General features: G+C 44.3%; 14 protein-coding genes. 4 read left to right on the forward strand and 10 right to left on the reverse strand.

The genetic code is table 11. From position 1 onward, the window contains the following. The first annotated feature begins 260 nt into the window (after window positions 1-260). From E4T81_RS10245 to E4T81_RS10260, 4 genes are all read left to right on the forward strand, one after another. Complete coding sequence (locus tag E4T81_RS10245; protein WP_135044186.1) at window positions 261-1,646, forward strand: site-specific integrase; 1,386 nt, start codon at window positions 261-263, stop codon at window positions 1,644-1,646. Between the two features lie 245 nt (window positions 1,647-1,891). After that, window positions 1,892-2,503 (forward strand): DUF6088 family protein, encoded by a 612-nt coding sequence (locus E4T81_RS10250; RefSeq protein ID WP_135044188.1) that lies wholly within the window; start codon window positions 1,892-1,894, stop codon window positions 2,501-2,503. Continuing rightward, window positions 2,487-3,509, forward strand: coding sequence for a nucleotidyl transferase AbiEii/AbiGii toxin family protein (locus tag E4T81_RS10255; protein ID WP_135044190.1), 1,023 nt, complete (start codon window positions 2,487-2,489; stop codon window positions 3,507-3,509). Before E4T81_RS10250 ends, E4T81_RS10255 begins: the two co-directional genes overlap by 17 nt. Window positions 3,510-3,527: 18 nt before the next feature. Beyond that, the gene (locus E4T81_RS10260) at window positions 3,528-3,809 is read left to right on the forward strand and encodes a hypothetical protein (protein WP_135044192.1); all 282 of its coding nucleotides are present in this window, start codon (window positions 3,528-3,530) and stop codon (window positions 3,807-3,809) included. Window positions 3,810-4,116: 307 nt separating this feature from the next. Here the strand turns inward: E4T81_RS10260 and E4T81_RS10265 are convergent, their stop codons facing one another. The 10 genes from E4T81_RS10265 to E4T81_RS10310 all read right to left on the reverse strand — a co-directional run bounded on the left by E4T81_RS10265 (window position 4,117) and on the right by E4T81_RS10310 (window position 18,283). Next, window positions 4,117-7,164 (reverse strand): type III restriction-modification system endonuclease, encoded by a 3,048-nt coding sequence (locus E4T81_RS10265; RefSeq protein ID WP_135044194.1) that lies wholly within the window; start codon window positions 7,162-7,164, stop codon window positions 4,117-4,119. Then, a complete protein-coding gene (locus E4T81_RS10270) occupies window positions 7,161-9,161 on the reverse strand; it encodes a site-specific DNA-methyltransferase (protein WP_135044195.1) in 2,001 nt (666 codons plus the stop codon). The genes E4T81_RS10265 and E4T81_RS10270 overlap by 4 nt, the downstream gene beginning before the upstream one ends. A gap of 14 nt (window positions 9,162-9,175) precedes the next feature. Beyond that, the gene (locus E4T81_RS10275; protein WP_135044197.1) at window positions 9,176-9,859 is read right to left on the reverse strand and encodes a DUF4391 domain-containing protein; all 684 of its coding nucleotides are present in this window, start codon (window positions 9,857-9,859) and stop codon (window positions 9,176-9,178) included. Then, window positions 9,859-10,701: a hypothetical protein gene (locus E4T81_RS10280; RefSeq protein WP_135044199.1), complete on the reverse strand. Its 843-nt coding sequence runs from the start codon at window positions 10,699-10,701 to the stop codon at window positions 9,859-9,861. Before E4T81_RS10280 ends, E4T81_RS10275 begins: the two co-directional genes overlap by 1 nt. A 2-nt stretch (window positions 10,702-10,703) precedes the next feature. Continuing rightward, the gene (locus tag E4T81_RS10285) at window positions 10,704-13,868 is read right to left on the reverse strand and encodes a helicase-related protein (RefSeq protein WP_135044201.1); all 3,165 of its coding nucleotides are present in this window, start codon (window positions 13,866-13,868) and stop codon (window positions 10,704-10,706) included. A gap of 614 nt (window positions 13,869-14,482) precedes the next feature. Then, a complete protein-coding gene (locus tag E4T81_RS10290) occupies window positions 14,483-15,217 on the reverse strand; it encodes a hypothetical protein (RefSeq protein ID WP_135044203.1) in 735 nt (244 codons plus the stop codon). A 2-nt stretch (window positions 15,218-15,219) separates the two neighbouring features. After that, a complete protein-coding gene (locus E4T81_RS10295; protein ID WP_135044205.1) occupies window positions 15,220-16,176 on the reverse strand; it encodes a relaxase/mobilization nuclease domain-containing protein in 957 nt (318 codons plus the stop codon). Beyond that, window positions 16,157-16,543 (reverse strand): hypothetical protein, encoded by a 387-nt coding sequence (locus tag E4T81_RS10300; RefSeq protein WP_135044207.1) that lies wholly within the window; start codon window positions 16,541-16,543, stop codon window positions 16,157-16,159. The genes E4T81_RS10295 and E4T81_RS10300 overlap by 20 nt, the downstream gene beginning before the upstream one ends. A gap of 178 nt (window positions 16,544-16,721) precedes the next feature. After that, entirely contained in the window at window positions 16,722-17,201 is a 480-nt protein-coding gene (locus E4T81_RS10305; RefSeq protein WP_135044209.1) for a DUF3408 domain-containing protein, read from the reverse strand. Next, window positions 17,198-18,283 (reverse strand): DUF6371 domain-containing protein, encoded by a 1,086-nt coding sequence (locus tag E4T81_RS10310; protein ID WP_135044211.1) that lies wholly within the window; start codon window positions 18,281-18,283, stop codon window positions 17,198-17,200. Before E4T81_RS10310 ends, E4T81_RS10305 begins: the two co-directional genes overlap by 4 nt. Between the last annotated feature and the right edge of the window lie 77 nt (window positions 18,284-18,360).

Consider the following 18,360-nt stretch of genomic DNA (forward strand, 5'->3'; position numbering starts at 1 on the left):
GGCTAGAAAAGAAGAAAGAGCTAAATCTTAGCGACTTAGCTCTTTCTTTGTGTTGCCTTGGAAGGGCAACTTTTATGATATTTCGTGAAACTCCAATTTTCTAATTATCGAGATACTAAGCGGTTATATATTTTAACAATTTCAGAAAGTCGCAAAAAGTGCCATAGACTGCCAAAGAAAAGTATCAAATAAGTATCAACTCAGCAACAATGCGCATTACCTTTGCGTTTGAATAATAAACTTAGACACACGAGTTTATAATGGCAAAGAACGCATATACCAAATTTTTTCTTCGCACAAAGGCCGCTTCCGGCAATGCCTTTCTATATACCCGTCGCCAAAGCGACGGGGAAAATCTGCTTTTGAAATCGTTTGTAGAGGTTGACATCAAGCAATGGAGCGATGCGGTTTCCTCTACTTCAAAGTGGAATAAGTTTCGCTCCGGTGAAGGTAAGTATCTTTGCGATAAACTGGATGAAATCACCGCAACCATTGACTTGGTTTTATCCCAGCCTAATCCGACAAAGAAAAAGCTGGAGAAAGCAATTGTCTCGGTCGCACAGCGTGAGCAGATTCAAGAACAGGCAGCTTTGAAAAAGGCACAGGAAGAAGCACAGGAACGGAAGAGAGCTCAACGTGAGGCTGAACAGCGGCGCAAAAAAGAAGAACTTGAAGCAATGCTCCGTCAGCGTGAAGAATCCTTCATTGTGGCTCTTGATGTCTTTATTGATGCTGCTCCAGCCCGAACATGGCATGGCAAACCAATCGGACTAAAAACCATACAGCACTACAAGCATCTCCGCCGCTATATCCGCGACTTTATGAATAAGAAGCATATCACCGATATTCGATTTGATGAACTCAATAAGTCGTTCTATTCCGAGTATCTTACATTTGCATATGGCGAGGGATTGAAACTGAATACTATCGGTGACCATATCAAGGTTATAAAGACTGTCATCCGTGACCAGCCTATGCGCATACAGTGTATGGCAGAGGAGTTTTTACGCTGTGAGAAACTGAAAGAAGAATCAGAGAGTATTGCCCTGCTTGAAAGTGAAATCGCATTGATAGCAAAACAGGAGTTGCCGACTGAACATCTGCAGACCGTGCGCAATATGTTTGTGCTGATGTGCTGGACCGGTGTGCGCCATTCAGACCTCGAACAGCTCAACTACAATTCTATTCAAGTGACTGAAGATGGTGAGCGTTATTTTCAATTCAAGGCTAACAAGACTGATAAGACATCGGTCGTCAAAATACTGCCGGAGGCTCAATCGATTCTCGACCTTTACAATGACGGTAAAGAAATGCCGCGTGTAATAAGCAACCAGAAGTTCAATGACGCACTGAAGGATATTATGAAGGCGGTTTATGAGGCGAACCCGGAAAGCACATTGGCTGGATATGTCACCAAAGCCTACACCGCAGATGTAGGTAACGGAAGAGCCGGACGCAAGAAAGACATTTATCAGCGTTGGCAGATGGTAAGCTGCCATACAGCTCGACGTTCTTTCGCTACCAATATGCGACTACGAGGAAACGACCGCGATGTAATCTGCGCCGCCACCGGTCACACCACGGAAGCATCACTTAGCCGCTATATCAAAGAAGACCGCCTCACCCGCGCATCACGATTGAAATGATAGCTGTGCAAAAGAAGAAGTTTTCTTTTCACCAGCCACACTATATATATTGGTTTGGTTTAACTTGGGTATATATAGCCCGAATTAAACCAAACTTAATTGTGAAATCACAGTTTGTTTTATTGTTATATGTAAGATTATAAATACCACGATGTAATTACTTGTATAATTGGAAATAAAACACTAACTTTGTGCTGCATAAAAAGGATAATAAAGCGTTTATTATCCTTCTGTAATCCGCAAAAATGAAACAGGCCATAATATCAAAAGTCAATCGTAGCAGGAAGGGGACAATCTTCTTGCCGGATAGTTTTTTGCCCATTGATACCCATTACGCCTCCAATATTTTATCGGAACTGTGTAATGCCGGAAAACTCGTCAGAGTCGCAACCGGGATATATGTCAAGCCAAAGATGTCAAGGTTTGGACCTGTGATGCCTACAATCGGCGAAATTGCGCAAACCATAGCAAAACGTGATGATGCACAATTATTGCCAACAGGAGCTACTGCCGAGAACTATCTCGGCTTTTCAACACAGGTTCCAATGAACGCCGTATATCTTACATCAGGTACTCCTCGAAAAATAAAGATTGGCCGAAGGACTTTGACGCTTAAACATAGTGTGCCGTCAACATTTGCCTATAAGGGTAAAATTATGCCTATATTAGTGCTTGCACTAAAATCCATCAAGCAGTATAACATTGACAATGAAACTCTTGATATTGCTTATGGAGTATTGAAGGACAATCCAGAGGACGACACTTGGCTTGAGGATATAGCCCATGCTCCACGCTGGATCAGAAAAATAGTAATCGAAACAAAAGAAAAAATCAAACGAAATGAGCAGATGGATTGACGCTTCGGATGCAGACCGCCAACAGTCGGCTTACATCATAGCAACCGAAAAGAATATCAGCGAAGGTGCAGTTGAAAAAGACTGGTGGGTAACTGCCATTCTGAAAGTGCTGTTTTCTCTTTCGCCGTCTAAATATATGTTCTTTAAGGGAGGTACAAGCCTCAGTAAAGGATGGAACTTGATAGACCGCTTTTCGGAAGATATCGACATCGCACTATATCGTGACTTCTATCTCGATGTTTTGGGTAAAGAATGTGCCAAAGCATCCACGAACAATCAGGTCAAGAATCTGCGTATTGCCAATCGCGATTATATCCTTGGTGAATTTACAGAGGAATTGACAACGAAACTCAATGAAGCCGGATTGAGCGAATGTCGGGTTGTACCGATAACGACAAAAAAGGATGGCTCACCAATCGACCACGATAGCGACCCGGTAATCATTGAAATTCATTACCCGGTTAAGGTTAGCTCCGATGCCTATGTTCGCCCCGTTGTCAAGATTGAGATAAGTTGTCTTTCGATGAAAGAGCCTTACGAAGTCAAGCGCATATCTTCTCTTGTTGGAGAGGCGTTTCCTCAAATTGACGATGAGACCATTGCCGACATTCCGACTATAATGCCAACGCGCACATTTCTTGAAAAAGCGTTTCTGCTAAACGAAGAATATCAGCGAAAGAATCCCCGCACCGAGCGCATGAGCCGACACCTATACGATTTGGAACGGCTAATGGATACACAATTTGCGGAAGCCGCACTGTCAGACATGGATCTATATCACGAAATCATTGCACACCGTCAGCGATTCTATCATGTCGGTGGTGTCAATTATGAACTCAACCACCCGTCAACAATCACATTTTGCCCCACAGGAGATTTGCGAGAAAAGATGCGACTGGACTACGAAGCAATGAAAACCTCGATGATCTACGGCGAAAAGCTGGACTTTGAATCACTAATCACCAGACTGGAACAACTGCAAAAGCATTTCAAGTCAACCAGATAACATGATATTGATATCTCTATGAATAACATTAAAGATATAGAACAACGTACAAAAGTTGCAGATGCTGTTAGGAAGTATAATGACAATCCTACGCTGGAAAACTCATCCAAATTTTTGGTGGAATTGGCAAAACTGGATATCGTTTGGTCAAATAATACCGAAGAAGAGAAAGAAGTCGCCAAGGATTGGGCCGATTTGAGCTATGAGTTGTTCGTATCCAAAGATTACGACAAAGCGAAAACAATCCTTAGCAAATTGATGTTGGATATAAACCAGCTCTCTGACAAGGCTACGAGATAAGTTTCTTTTGCCCAGCCTCCATATATAGGTTTAGGTTTGTCTGGGCATATATGAAGCCCGAATCAAACCTATGAAATCTGACTATTGTTCATCTAACCAATCATCGTCACGGTCTATTTCCGCATTGTCCAAATCTTCATAGAGGTCATCTAATTCATCTTGCAGGTCACCATACATATCCTGTCTGTCCTCCATATCGTTGAGTCGGTCTTGAAGCGGGTCTATTCGTCTTGTATGCGGTCATAGCAGTCGGACACCACGTCATAACTGTCAAATTGCTCCTTTAATCTAATATGGTAATCCTATATCATTGGTTATTGACTATATTGTATAAATCTTGGTAACTCTTTACGACATCATATTTAACGGTAGAATTTGATAGTGACGCAAAGTGGCGGCGAGCGCAGGCGATTTTTGACTTCTCGGTTTCGCGCAGATCAACCTCGCGCATTGAGCCTTTGGTTTCGGCAATGAAATAGACGTGTTTCACGCTGCCCTCTCGAAAGACGATAGCCCAGTCAGGATTATATTGCCCCATAGGGGTGTTAATATAAAACCCGCGAGGGAGTTTGGTATAAACTTCGACATCACTATTGCTTTCAAGCTGTTTGGCAAAATCCATTTCGGTGCCCTTGCTGTCGATAACGACAAGGTCGTAGAGCGACTTTTCGCTTTCCATTGCATTATCCCCGACAACGCCTCTGACTTCATCAACCGTGAACAGGTCGGTATCGAAAGTCTGGTCGGTGGGAGAATATGTTATTTTCTTAATAACAGCAATAGCCTTGCAGTCATTTATTATCGAAGCGACCTTGATAATAAATTCTTCAGGATTAACTCGGAAAAGCAAGAATTTTCCCGGAGATATACCTTTTAATATCCGAATGATAGTGTTTCGGGTAAGTCCTGTTTCGCGTACTAAGTCGCCAACGAGATCATATTTTACCGACTTGCTTACAGCTTCGTGAACCGATTTGCGAATAGTCTTGCCTTGTGTCATTGCTGATGCGGATTCCAACGCTTCACGGTCCCGAATATTCTCCATCGCGCCGGTTGTAACTTGAATGTGAATTTCAGTTACATTAAGATGTAAGTCAATTTGCTCAATGCTCTTTTCAATCAGTTCATCAGAACTGAAATCAACCGTATAGACCGAGCGGACGTTTATCTGCTCCCACAGTCCCTTGAACCGGGAATTAGCGAATTTGTCAGCGTCAAAATTGCCGATGCGGCGTTTACGCCCATTAGAGGGAGCTGCAGCTTTCGGGTCGAATACACTGTCAAGAACCTTAGCAATAGCAACTGACATATTTGCTAAATCATCTCCGAAATCAAGTGTACCGTTACGCTTGTCATCATGATATTTGGGAGTAAGTGCACCCTTTTTGACATATCCTTGACTGATAAGTTCTTCGTGTATATCCCGCGCAAGTTCAGATGTAATCTTAACTGAGTTTCCGTTTGCATCAGATAAAATGCGACCCTCAAATAATGCTGCAGTTACAACCGTTGGGCGATAAGCCACTGCTTCTGCAATTTCTTGTTGAAGTTGCTTTGCAAACTTCTCGTAACTCTCGGAGGCAATGACAGTAAGGATATTGGTGTCGAAAACATGCTCGCCGAGAACATCTTGGTCTTGACGCTCTCCGTTTTTATTTACGCACAAACGCATACCGCGACCAACTTCCTGACGTTTTTTTGTCAGATTATCGCTGTCTTTCAGCGTACAAATTTGAAAAACATTCGGATTATCCCACCCCTCTTTCAGAGCGGAGTGTGAGAAGATGAAACGCACTGGCTCGTCGAATGACAGCAGCCGCTCCTTATTTCTCATAATCAGGTCGTAGGCGCGCAGGGCTTCATCGCGCCCTTTTTCAGTTGTCTCTTTTGTATCGGTCATTTTCCCCTTTTTATCCTGAGAGAAATAACCTGCGTGTACGGTCGAGGCCGGATGGCTTTGCAGATAGAGAGTATATTCGGGCGAGAATATATCAATATTCTCATTCAGCACGTTAATATACTCTTGCTCGAAGATTTCGGCAAACCTGCCGAGCGAGACAGAATTGCCGGAGCCATAAACGCGGTAATTTTCCACCTTATCAATGAAGAAAAGCGAAAGCACTTTTATTCCTTTTGAGAACAGCATACGCTCGCGCTCGAAATGGCTGCGGATAGTTTCTCGTATCTGCTCACGGCGAATTGCATCTTCATGAACATTACCTGTCATAGTACCCTCTGAAAGGATGGTGCCGTTGAGCAGTTCAACAGTTCCGGCGCGCCCGTCAATTCGTTTCACAATACAGCGGTCGCGGTACTCAGCAAGACCACCGCTCTGTTCAAACAGATCATAACCTTCACCGACAAGTCGCGTAACCTGTTTTGTTCCGGAAGCAGTTTTGCTGTCAAAAGAAATACGAGCCTGAGGATTGCCTTTACCAATAACGATTTCTTCAAGACAAAGGAAGCCATTGGTGGCAGTAGAGCCGACCTGCGAAATACCCTTAACCTCTATCTTCTTGACGAGTTTACGGTTATAAGCGTCGATTGCGTCAAGCCGGAACACCATATTGTAGATGTCGCCCTCTCGGTGAGTCGCTGAATAAAGCAATAGCATAAGAGGGTCAAACAGGCGCAAGCCTTGACGTGTGCGGTTATTCTTATTTGCACCGAGAACACTCTGCGGCTCGTCGATTATCATAATCGGGTGAGTCTTGGCAATTACATCAATGGGGCGACGAGACCCAAATTCATCGCGCCGGTCAAAGATAATTCTTGACGCTGCGTTATTGGCGGTATCATCGAAAGAACTGTTGAACGCCTGAGTGTTGATAATCATGCAGTGCATTCCGCTGTCGGTGGCGAAGGCGTCAATCTTGGAAAGTTGCTTTGAGTTGTAAACGAAATATTGCATGCGTTTCCCATACTCGTCGCCAAAGTGGTCGTCCATTGTCTGGAACGATTTAAGGACGCCCTCGCGGATAGCAACCGAGGGCACAACGATAATGAACTTAGTCCAGCCATATAGCTTGTTAAGTTCATACATCGTTTTAATGTAAGTGTAGGTCTTGCCTGTTCCGGTTTCCATCTCGACAGTGAGCGTAACATCGTCACCCTCGAAATATTCAATCGGGTTCAACCCTTGTGCTAGTTGCACTGCGCGTACATTTTCAGTCAATTGTGTGCGGTCAATCAAAAGCGGCGCATTGGCAAAGCCATGTTCTCCGTAGTTGATTCGTCCTTGTCCTACATCATGCAGAAACTCCGCCGGGTCAATGAAAGGCTGACCCTTAAAAGAGTTGGTTACAGCACGCGCCGCTTCAGTCTGAAAACGTTGATGTTTATATCTCAGTTTCATATCACACGAATATTTTTCATCGCTTCTTCATCACTCCAGCCTAAGCGTTGCTTAAACTGTTCAAAGATGTTGATTTTATCAGCATCAGTTTTGAAGCAACTGTCGCGGAAAAGGACTCGAAGCGGAGATTGATCAGCAATATGGGCTATTACGTTTTCAGTGATATTTTCAGCGAAGCAAGCCACAAGGTCGCCCTCATTGACGGTATAGACGTTGCAGCCGTCAATGGTGGTTTTCGACATCGGGAGAGACAACTGAACGCCCCAGTCAAGCATTGCTCCAAACAGCAGGTCGAGGTCAGTGCGGTCATGTTTTACGTTGTCTAACAGCAAGTCGAGTTTATCCTGACTGAGAGCGGATGGTTGGAAATAAACGTCTTCCATATTGCTTTCATCAACGCGGAATACACGGAAGCCGGTGTCAAGGTTTTGCCCTTGCAGTCTCGCTTCTTCCTTTATCTTACGCCCGGCACGACGGATACGTTCTTTCGCAACCTCGGTGATGTAGCAAGGCATTTTATTTTCATTGCATAAGTCAATAGCATTTTGTATTATTTCTTTTTCGCTTGGAGTATTAGCTGATACTAATGACTTTTGTAAATCTTCTTGAAGTTGAACGAGAATGTATTTAACAGGTTTATTAGTTATCTCTAAAGATAACTGCATTACAGCTTCCGCAGTAGTACCTGAACCTGAGAAAAAATCCATGACGATAATTTCATCATCATTGGATATATCTCTAAACCCTAAAAGGTATTTTACTAAACTAACTGGTTTCGGGTAATTGAATACTTTTTTACCAAAAAGTTCTACTTGATAATTACCCGCAACCTCATTGGTGTCAACATTTACTTTAGAATTGATAAGATTTGAAGGGACTTCCGCATCATACTCTGTCTTTTCATAGGAAGGACTGAATTTGAGCGTCGGAATCTTTATGATAGTTCCGTTCCGCATTTCTTCTTCAAGATATTCCTGTTGCCATTTGAATTTGGCACGAAGTGAAACGGGTTTAACAAATAAGCCATCTTTTACCTCGGTTTCTTCAAGAAGCTCAACGTCATATGAATCAGTTCCGTACATTCCAGCCGGAATAACTTGATTAGGAATAGATGTAAGTACTTTATTAGCTGGAAATACTAATGTTTTTACTCCATTGGGTTGATTTAACAAGCCATTTGAACTAACAGATGTTTTCTTTATCCCTGAAAATTTGACGGAGTCTTTGTTTTTTTGATAACAAAGAACGTACTCTATGATTTGTTTAGCCTTCTTTGAGAGATTTTCAGGTGTTTCAGTCTTAGCCCAATTAAAAATCTCGATAAAATTACGTTCTCCGAAAATTTGGTCACAAATTTTCTTCAAATTGATTAACTCGTGACTATCAATAGAGATGAAAATTACACCATCATCTGCCAAAAGAGTATGAGCAATAGTAAGTCGGGAGAAAATCATCGAACACCATTCGGAATGAAAGCGTCCGTTAGAGTCAGTATTTCTACGATAGCGATTGCCAAGTTCATCAGTATTACCTTCTGCGAGGTCGTGATCGGCGGAAGTAGTGGCAAAGTCATCGTGATAAACGAAGTCTTTGCCAGTATTATATGGAGGGTCAATGTAAATCATTTTGACCTTACCCATATAAGACTTTTGAAGAAGTTTCAGGACTTCGAGGTTATCACCCTCAATATAGAGATTTTGGGTAGTGTCCCAATCTACACTATCTTCGGGAATAGGTCGGAGGGTTTTGCGGATTGAGCGGGCTGCTTCACGTCGGGCTTCGGCTTTGCCGGGCCAAGTGAATTGATAAAATTCTTCGCCTGTGTCGGCGGCAGCATCACCGAGTAACTGGCGCAATACGTCGAAATTGACGACTCGACGCACTTTGCCGTCGGATCCGCGAGCCTCGGTAAAGCACGAGGGAGCAATCTGATATAACTTATCAAGATTAATCTGCGCTCCATCGGCACTTTGCAGTGGCAATTTTTCAGGATTCATATATTGGTGTTAAATTATTTCCTATTGTTTGAGAGTTGGGATTCCAACTCAGCAATTTGACGTTTAAGAGCGCGAGCCTGCGAGTTAAGTTCAATCTGGCGGTTGAACTGCTTCTCGTTTCTCACTCTTTTTTGTATGTTCTCGGCTTTACGCCTCATCTTTGCGAGGCGTGTTTCAAGTTCTTTAACCTCTGTAATAGCAGCTGAATTGTCAATCTTGTAGCCTGACATTTGACTAAAGAAGTTGAAATAAACGCGGTCGAGATTTTGCCCCTCGATTTGCAGAGGTCGAGAGGCGAGGTCGATGTCACAAAGAAATTTGCTAACTTCGCGAGACCATTTTACGGTTCCGGCAACAACTGAACGCCGTTTATGCTGCATAAGCAAGTCGGTATGGTTGCCGTATTCTATTATGTATATCGTATGGCGAGGTATAAGGTCGTCTATGCCGCAGAAAGGATTGATAGAGTAATGGTCGGTCTTGCACCGAAACAAGAACACATCAATCTCCTTTACTTCGCTGCCATCAGCAACGTTGACTGTATCAGGTCGAAGGACATAGAGTAAACGAATCTGCTCAAACTCCTCAGCAAGGAGAGTCCGAATAGCCGTAGGCGTACTACTCGCCTTGACAAACTGCGCCTTAGGTATCAGCCTGTCAACGATTGTGGATGTCGGGAATTGGAGCGGATTGTTCATCACTTTTTCTTTTGTGCAGGTTGAACTTGCTTGACAACTATCGTGTCGTTAGTTATAATTTCAATAGGCTCTGAAATGTGATTGGACTTAATCGCAGTTTCAATTCTTTCAAGGTCCAGCCTATCTATTGTTGTCGGCTTGTTATCCGTTGCAAGTGTGTAAATTAATGCTCCAAGAGCTGCAATAGCAGATACCCCTCCTAAAATTGCAGCCCATAAAGCAGTATAGAATTGTTTTTTTAATAGACGCTGTTCTAATGTTTGGAAATTATGATTGACATAGTCCACGGCTAAAGGCAAGGGATAAATAATGCCCAAACCGTATTTTTCCAAATCATTAGCAAAATCAAGATTTATCTCATGTCTATCAACCTGCAATAAAGTATAGACACCGGGGGACACTTCTTCAAAAGGAGGTGTATCACCTTTAATAAAATCTGAAGTATCAATAGGATGCTCATTTATAGGAATGAACTCATTTTTGTTGTCATCATATTTATACTTATTGCGGTCATAAAGTAAACTATATTCACGTTCCTGTTTTTTTGTAATAGTCTGAATAGCAATAAATCCAAAGGATTCTAATTCTTTTAGAAAATATATAAAGTCAGCAACTTTGAAATATAATTTACTATATTCTTCTATTTTTGAGCTATCCTCAGTATGGCGAGTATAAATTGAAATAGATGGTGCTCTTCCAACGGTCCATTTTAGCGCAAAAAAATCAAATTGTTTTCTTAGAATTTTCGCAGCCTGTAAATGTTGAATAGCATCAATGCCTCTTGATTTGGCATCGACCAATTCCTTTATGATTTTATTTTCAGGCTCTGAAAAAAGTCTCATTTTTACCTCACGATTAAAAAGGTTATCAACTCAAAATCATCAAGACCGACAATTTCATTGCGTAGAAATGAAGATTCGCCATCGGAAAACAGTGAAGCGATATCGCTTTCTTCTTTGACAGAAACAATACTCTCAATAGCGAGATGCAAGAGTTCGGTGTAAGCCGACATATCGCGTCCATCGTCAGTTTCTGCATTTAACTGACGACAAAGTTCCGCAAGTGGTTCTGTCTTGCCTTTGCAAGCCATTCGGAGAGTGTCAAGCAATCGCTTCGGAGCGAGATGTTCTACAATAACTTCTCCGTCGGTTGATATGTAAACCATATAGAATGGATGAAGCTGATTGGTCTTTCCGATATTGACCTCTTGGCGACGATTTTTCAGTATGAAAATAACACCGGGAGGAAGCTCCTCGAAAGCGGCAACAACGGCACTCATACCGTTAGGGGTCCGCTTGATTTCGGGATGTTCTTTAATGTATGTCAACAAGTCAAGGCGGAACTCGTTCAAGCCTAAATCCATAATGTTGATGCCGGTGTCCATATCTTCAATATCGACAACTTCGGTCTGCAACTTTTTGAGTTGCTGACGACGATATTCAAGGTCGCCTTTTTCTTCAGGAGAGAGCAGGTTACCGTCGCCGGTAGATGTAAGGACTGTGGCTTTCATTCGACTTTCAACTCGCCCTTTGAGCTTGATGTATTCGTCAAGGTCAACATTGGGCCAATAGTTGACAAGTTGGATTTCGGAGTTTTGTGAGCCGATACGATCGATACGTCCGAAACGCTGAATTATGCGGACAGGATTCCAATGAATATCGTAGTTAACGAGGTAATCGCAATCCTGAAGGTTCTGACCCTCGGAAATGCAGTCGGTGGCTATAAGTACATCAATAGTATCAGTACAACCGGGATAAAGAACATCGCGGTCTTTCGAGCGCGGAGAGAAGAAAGTCAGCACATTATTGAAGCTGACATCGCGGCGAGAAAGTGTCCATCGTCCATCGGTATTTCCGGTAACGAGTGCAACATTAAGTCCGAAGTCTTCTTTGATGCGCGGTGCGAGTTCACGATAAAGATATTCGGCGGTGTCGGCAAACGCTGTGAAAATCAGAGCTTTCTTATTGCCAGAATTTAGTGGATTTGCAAACTTATCGGATAGGTCGGAAAATAATTGCTGAAGTTTGCTATCGTGAGCTGGAGTTATTGGCTCAAGCATTGCGAGAAGCAATGATAACTTTTCGTGGTCGTCTTTAAGACAACGTCGCCACGAAACATAATCCATATCGACAATGTCTATGCGCGACTTCCGGCCAACAAAGGGGTCGTTCTCTGAGTCTTCGTTGTCAAAATCATCGCTAAATTCGGTTATGTCAATAAGACCTGAGCCGGAATTACGGTCGAAGTTATCAATGGCTGCAATAGAGTTGGCGATAAAGTTGTTAATTCGCTCAATCGTAAGACGAAAAGAATTAACCGAACTTTCAAGACGTTTGAGCATATTTATCGCCATCAGTTTACGCAAGCCTTTTTCGCGTCCGTCAACTGAGATTTTACCATTGCCCTCGAATTTGAGCGTGTACTTATCCTTTGCGCTCGGCTGAATGAACAACGATGGTGTATAAATAGCGAGGTTCAAATCGTCAAGTAGTTGAGCAATCTCCTTAAATGTCACCGTCTTATTCTTGTCAAGGTCGGTAAGCGGAGGTCGGCGAGAAATCGGTGATAATCTATCAGGGAATGTACCTATATCCGTTGTGTCGTAATATTTTACTATATGTTTGCGGCTCCGTGCAATAGTTACTGCATCAAGAACTTTGAAGAAGTCGAAACTCAAATCAGAAAGCAGTCGCTCAGTGGTTCGTTCATCCAGGTCAAGTTTAGCCCATTTATTATAAACAGCTTGAGCCATACGGAAAATATCTTCAATGGTATTGTCGGTGTCGAGCAGTCCATTGATATTTTCACTATCTCCCTCGTATGCTAATGATAGCTGATTTTTGAGGTCGTTGAAACGATTGTTTACAGGAGTAGCCGAAAGCATAAGCACTTTGGTTTTTACTCCAGGCTTAATAACACGGTTCATAAGGCGGAGGAAGCGGTTCTCGCGTTCTTCTCCTGTATCTTCGTTAGTAGAGATTTTTCCACCATTACGGAAATTATGGCTTTCGTCGATAACGACAAGATCATAGTTACCCCAATTTATATAATTGAGATCAAGTCCTCCAGCACTCTTACCCTTGTCTCTTGATAAGTCGGAGTGAAAAAGTATATCATAACGCAAACGGTCAGCGGCAATAGGATTGTTTCGATAGTTGGCTCGGAAAGCGACCCAGTTCTCATACAATTTTTTCGGGCATAAAACGAGAACAGACTTGTTTCGGTTCTCGTAATACTTAATGACCGAAAGAGCGGTAAAAGTCTTGCCGAGACCCACGGCGTCGGCAAGGATACAGCCGTTATATTTTTCCAACTTATTGATGATGGCAAGAGCCGCATCACGTTGGAAATTGTAGAGTTTATTCCAAATGACACTCGACTTGAAGCCGGTGGCTTCGTTAGGCAATACGTCCTCAGAAATATCTTCAAGAAACTCGTTGAAGATATTGTAGAGTGTAACAAAGTAGATAAATTCAGGGGAGTTTTCTTTGTAAGCGTTCGTGATGTTGTCGAGCACCTCCTCCGTCACAATCTGCAGCTTTTCATTGTCGTTCCAGACTTGGTCGAAAAGATTGAGGTAGAATTGCGATAAAGGCGCTTCGGTACGCTGTACGAACTGATAGGCATTATTGCCTCTTTCACAACCAAGGTCAACTGTCGTGAAGCCGGTTATCGGCATATAATTGGTTTCATCAACGTTGATGAAGCCCATCATGTTCTCGTTGGTACGGTTGGATTTGAAGCAGGCTTTTCGCCTTATCCACTCGGCGCACTCTTTGGCGACTGCTTTGAGCGAAAGTTCGTTGCGGAGTTTTATCTCAAATTCCGAACCGAACAGGTCTCGCTCTCGGTTAAGGCGAGGAATATAAAATTCCCGTCGCTGTTTGTCGGCTTTTTCAGTAATAAAAGAGGGCGATGTGAATATAAAACGCAACTCATCGACATCTTTCAGCTGCTCACGAAGCTCCTGAAAGGCGTAGATTGAAAAACTCGCGGCGGCAATAGACATACGGCACCCCGATTTGATAGTAGTTATCAAATCATCGCGCAGTGTCTGATTTACATTATCAATGAGTTGAGGTTGCACTGTGGGTCAATCGCTCTCGCAGCCACTGACTCCAAATGGCAAAATATTTGGTTAATAATAACGAAAAACGGGGAGCCACACCCTGCTCATCCCGCTCTAAGAGGCCTACCACAGCCCATCATAGTAGAACGAGCAATGGTAGAATCACCCCGCGAAGTATGTATATGCAATTATTCCACCCCATTTCAGATTGAAATGAGTTGGAAGTACATAAACGTACCCAAGGGGCGTCCACTATTGCTTCATCCTTGACTATGATTTTGAAAGTGGTAGTTTCTTAGAGCCAAGAAATAAAGCGTCAGGTAAACGCCTTTCGTATGTAACGAACCTCCCAATTCTTGCAGCGCAAGCGGCAAGCCGATTTCCCGGTGTTAATCCTCCTCTGAGGCACCACACATCGCGGGGTTCTATACGGCAAAATTAGCGAAAAATATTGAGATGGCAATCGAATATGCTGAGAAACATAAGGCTGTGAGCTGATTAAAAGAGAAAATGCCACTGACGGCTGCGGAAGTTGTCAGTGGCATTGATCTAGATTAGGGATTGGAGGGATAATAGTTTACAAATGTGGTGTCGGCTTGGGTTCTCTGCTCGTGATGGCGGATTAGCGATTTCATGCTGTCAACTTCGTGTGGGTTGCCGTGGAGCATTAGGCGTTCACGGTGTATCACCACATTCATGTCGCGGTTAAGTCCACGCTCGTAGCGGTAGAGCCATTCTACATTCTCCAGTTTGGAGTTTTTGTTGAGCATGTAGAAGAATCCGTAGCCGAATCCTCCGGCGGCGAGGACTGCGATTATGAATATGATGTATGACCACTTGGGGATTGCCGCCCAAACTGCGCCGTTCACAAGATTGTAGATGCGGTGCATCGCGGTATCTGCGGTTGCATCTAATTTCTCGTAACGCTTGTTGACTGCTTTGTCGGCTGCTTTCTGTGCAATTTTTTCTATCTGTTCATCTGATATTTCCGAGGCAGGATTAGGCGATTTTTGAGGTGGATTTTCTGTATATAGTTTTGTCACAACCTCTGCCACATAGTCAGTCATAAGATGTAGAGCCTTGTTTACCACTCCGACGATATTCTCCTTTGTTGCGATATTGTCCGGAAGCACAACCTTGACCTCAGACGGCATCGCCTGTGCTTGTGGCGGCGTTGCCTTCGCCTTGGTTTCGAGGGTCTCGATGCGTGTGCTGTGGTTGGTAACTGTCTTTTGCAGGTCGTCAATCTGCTCACCTTGTTTCTTGACGTCATCATATAGCTTTGACATATTCAGATTCTTCTTGATTTGCGTTTACGTTTGGCTTCTTCTTTCTTGATGGCGTTTTGAAACGCCTGTTCCTCCGGGTCGAAGCCGGGGCCGAGAGTGAACAGATTTCCGATTGCCCCTACGGTGGCTTCAATCACATCTTCCACAAGTGAGGACTTTTGCGTCGGGGTATATTCGACGGTTACCTTGGGGCACGTCGGAGCGTAATCAGACTGTTGTTGCCCCTGCCTGCGGTTGAACTCAAAGAGGTTGTTCAGGCGACGATATGTGAACGCACGGTCGATTTTAGACCCGTTGACCGTTATATCGCCGTCTGTAAATTTCACGCCGATGTGTTTGCCTGTGTTGTGATCGTCATGAAATTTTACCTCAATTCCGGCACAGGCGAGGCGGCGCGAGAACTCATCCCATGACTTACAGCAATAAATCGCCTGACTGATCCGCTCCTTGAATACCGGAATTCTGTCCTCGTATTTCTGTTTCAGCGGCGAGTATGTGAGTCTGTATTTGTCCTTGATGGCCTTTACAACACGGTCGCTGCGCCTGAAATTGTTGCGCTCGTTGACTGCCTTGCCTGACATATCCACACGGTTATAGACGATATGGAAATGCGGATGTTCGGTTTCCAGATGGCGCACGACAAGATACTGGGTGTTATTGATTCCCATGCCTTCCATGTACTCTTTTGCGAGCTGAGCCATGAATTCATCGGTCAGTTTTTGCGCATCGGCGTTGTCAAAACTGATGGAAATATGTCCTGCCGGATTCTCCTTGCCGGGCATAAATCCATGTATCGCTTCAAACGACTGCACCATTTTCGCATAGTCGGAGGTGAAGATATTATCGCTTCCGATGATGCGCCATGTGTCTGGCGTATATTCTTCGGGGTTGTGGAACTGGCGCGTCACATACCCCACGACATCGTGAAACGTGCCGCTTTTAAGTATTCTTGCAAACATAATCAGTCTCTTTATTGGGTCTTAATTTTTTGAGAATGTCAAACATCTTATCGACGACAGCGGCTAATTTATTTGCAGCCCTGCGGAGTTTGAGCTGATGAAAACAGGTCATTGCCTGATTGAAATCGGAACTGAGATTTAGTATTCCTTTGGCGATTTCCTTTTCAATCTCGCTCAGGCGACTGACGATAGTGAGCCGGAACGCGCTGTGTCTGACATACTCCGCCATCTTTACTCCGGCGGCTTTTGACCGCTCCAGAAGGTCGGAGTATTCTGCATCGTTCAGTTTGATTGTCACCACATGGGTGCGCTTCTCATCGGTCGGTTTAGAGGGACGACCACCCTTTCTGACAGTTGGTTTATTCATAGTAGACATTGTTGTGGTTTAGGTGAATTGGGGTGGCAAAGAGCGGCTTATGCTGCGCAGTTTTGGGAGTCGTTTTCGGAGAAAAAGAAATCCCGAAACATATCCTTGCCTTCCCAATTCACTACCGGGAAGCTGCCCCACGGTGTACCGGGTGCAGTGGTATCCCGACATTATCATCTCAGAGCTTGCGCCATATTTCGATGTCGTCGGCATAGAGATTCAGATGCTCCAAGAGGACGGCGTTGATGTAGCTGCCTACGGTGGTGTCACGGTCGCCGAGGATACGGGCGATGCGTTCAAGCTTCGCCCATACGCTGTCCTCGATGTTGACAGGGTGACGCTTCTCCAGCTTTGCCGGCGTGAGATAGGCTGCCTTGAAATCGGCGTAATCCGATTTGCGCTGCTGCTTGCTGATGCGCTGTTGCTTAGGTGGCTCGGTAGTGTCTGTTGCCGTCTGCTCGTTGTCGAACAGATTGTCTGTATTGGCAGGAGTGGTGCTGTTAACAGAATTGACAGCGGTAGTTGAGTTGATGGAATTATCTGGTTGCATAATAATTTGTGGTTTGATGGTTGATACTTTAGATTCGGATACATCGGGGGCATTGGTCAACTCGGTTGACTTGGATGCGGTTGTTGACGGAGATTTTTTTGCTGTCATGATTTATCAGTTTTTGAGGGTTTGTGAATAGTATCAGTATCCGGGTTGTACCGTTCAACTGACACAAGAGTGAGTTGCAGATCATCTATGAGTTTCTGCAAAATCGGATTACAGCGTATCATTGATTGCAGTATCGCTTGGTCAGGCTCGATTTGCAGCAGATAATCTGCTATGTCGAGTCCGGCTGTTCGCTCGTCATCGGTGGCAACTTCTTCAAGGAAGTTGAAGATGCTTGCCTCGATACCGAGACTACGTAGCAATCTCAGTTTCTGCCGCCACTGGTCTGTCGCGCCAATATCGGGATACAGGATAACCTGACAGCCACGGAGAACACGAAGTGCGTCGGCATTGAAGCAACCGTTTTTACCACCTGTCGCCAGCCACACATATTCCGGCAGATAATACGCCGCCACAAGAGCGGTCTTCTCGCTCTCGACAATGGCAACCGGTTTGTCTCGGTTCATCGGCAAGAGGTGTTCGCCGAAAAAGCACTGACGCAGATTGAAGTCGGGCAACCGTAGCAACGAGTGAACCCATGTCACATGATTGAAAGGCTTTTTGACACGCTTGCCGCTGTCGGCATTATAGAGCATGACCTTTCCTGTGCGGGTGTCTCCATTGGCATCGGTCTGCCAGAACACGCATGACCCCGGCCAGTGTTTCGATGTGCCTACGCGATAATCCTTCATTAGTCGGAGCGCGTCCTCTGCTCCGAACTTGGAGCGGAGGAACAGATAGAGATTGTTCTTCTCATATCCGTGCAGAGTCTGTGAAACAGTCTCTGCCGCAATAAAGGATGTCAGCTTTCGCTGCTCGGTCGGCTTGGCTCGCCATGCTGACGGAGTTGCAAAATCGCAGTGCAAGGGCTTCGCCTGTGGATTACGCTCGAAATATTCCTTCGGCGTAAGATGATAGCCGCAGCTCAGTTCGTGGTCACACCTGCCGACATCATCAGGAAACGAAATTTGTTTATCGGTGTCGATATACCGGCTGAAACAACGTTTCTTGTGACAGGCGGGGCAGGTGTGCCGTGTAGCCACTCCTTTGTATGGCTGGAGAATGAATCGGTGTGTATTATTCATAGATTCTCAAAAAATCGGTTCGCACTATCTGCATTATCCGCATTTTGGAGGCAGAAAAAGCCGAAAGTGCAGAAAAT

The organism is Barnesiella sp. WM24 (genome assembly GCF_004570975.1).
Taxonomy (GTDB): domain Bacteria; phylum Bacteroidota; class Bacteroidia; order Bacteroidales; family Muribaculaceae; genus Muribaculum.

What these genes read in the sequence shown, in the direction of transcription:
- E4T81_RS10275 (WP_135044197.1), bottom strand. Translation starts at nt 9,859, where the DNA reads ATGAACAATCCGCTCCAATTCCCGACATCCACAATCGTTGACAGGCTG.
- E4T81_RS10295 (WP_135044205.1), bottom strand. Translation starts at nt 16,176, where the DNA reads ATGTTTGCAAGAATACTTAAAAGCGGCACGTTTCACGATGTCGTGGGG.
- E4T81_RS10270 (WP_135044195.1), bottom strand. Translation starts at nt 9,161, where the DNA reads ATGAATCCTGAAAAATTGCCACTGCAAAGTGCCGATGGAGCGCAGATT.
- E4T81_RS10280 (WP_135044199.1), bottom strand. Translation starts at nt 10,701, where the DNA reads ATGAGACTTTTTTCAGAGCCTGAAAATAAAATCATAAAGGAATTGGTC.
- E4T81_RS10290 (WP_135044203.1), bottom strand. Translation starts at nt 15,217, where the DNA reads ATGTCAAAGCTATATGATGACGTCAAGAAACAAGGTGAGCAGATTGAC.
- E4T81_RS10310 (WP_135044211.1), bottom strand. Translation starts at nt 18,283, where the DNA reads ATGAATAATACACACCGATTCATTCTCCAGCCATACAAAGGAGTGGCT.
- E4T81_RS10260 (WP_135044192.1), top strand. Translation starts at nt 3,528, where the DNA reads ATGAATAACATTAAAGATATAGAACAACGTACAAAAGTTGCAGATGCT.
- E4T81_RS10250 (WP_135044188.1), top strand. Translation starts at nt 1,892, where the DNA reads ATGAAACAGGCCATAATATCAAAAGTCAATCGTAGCAGGAAGGGGACA.
- E4T81_RS10300 (WP_135044207.1), bottom strand. Translation starts at nt 16,543, where the DNA reads ATGAATAAACCAACTGTCAGAAAGGGTGGTCGTCCCTCTAAACCGACC.
- E4T81_RS10265 (WP_135044194.1), bottom strand. Translation starts at nt 7,164, where the DNA reads ATGAAACTGAGATATAAACATCAACGTTTTCAGACTGAAGCGGCGCGT.
- E4T81_RS10245 (WP_135044186.1), top strand. Translation starts at nt 261, where the DNA reads ATGGCAAAGAACGCATATACCAAATTTTTTCTTCGCACAAAGGCCGCT.
- E4T81_RS10305 (WP_135044209.1), bottom strand. Translation starts at nt 17,201, where the DNA reads ATGACAGCAAAAAAATCTCCGTCAACAACCGCATCCAAGTCAACCGAG.
- E4T81_RS10285 (WP_135044201.1), bottom strand. Translation starts at nt 13,868, where the DNA reads ATGTCTATTGCCGCCGCGAGTTTTTCAATCTACGCCTTTCAGGAGCTT.
- E4T81_RS10255 (WP_135044190.1), top strand. Translation starts at nt 2,487, where the DNA reads ATGAGCAGATGGATTGACGCTTCGGATGCAGACCGCCAACAGTCGGCT.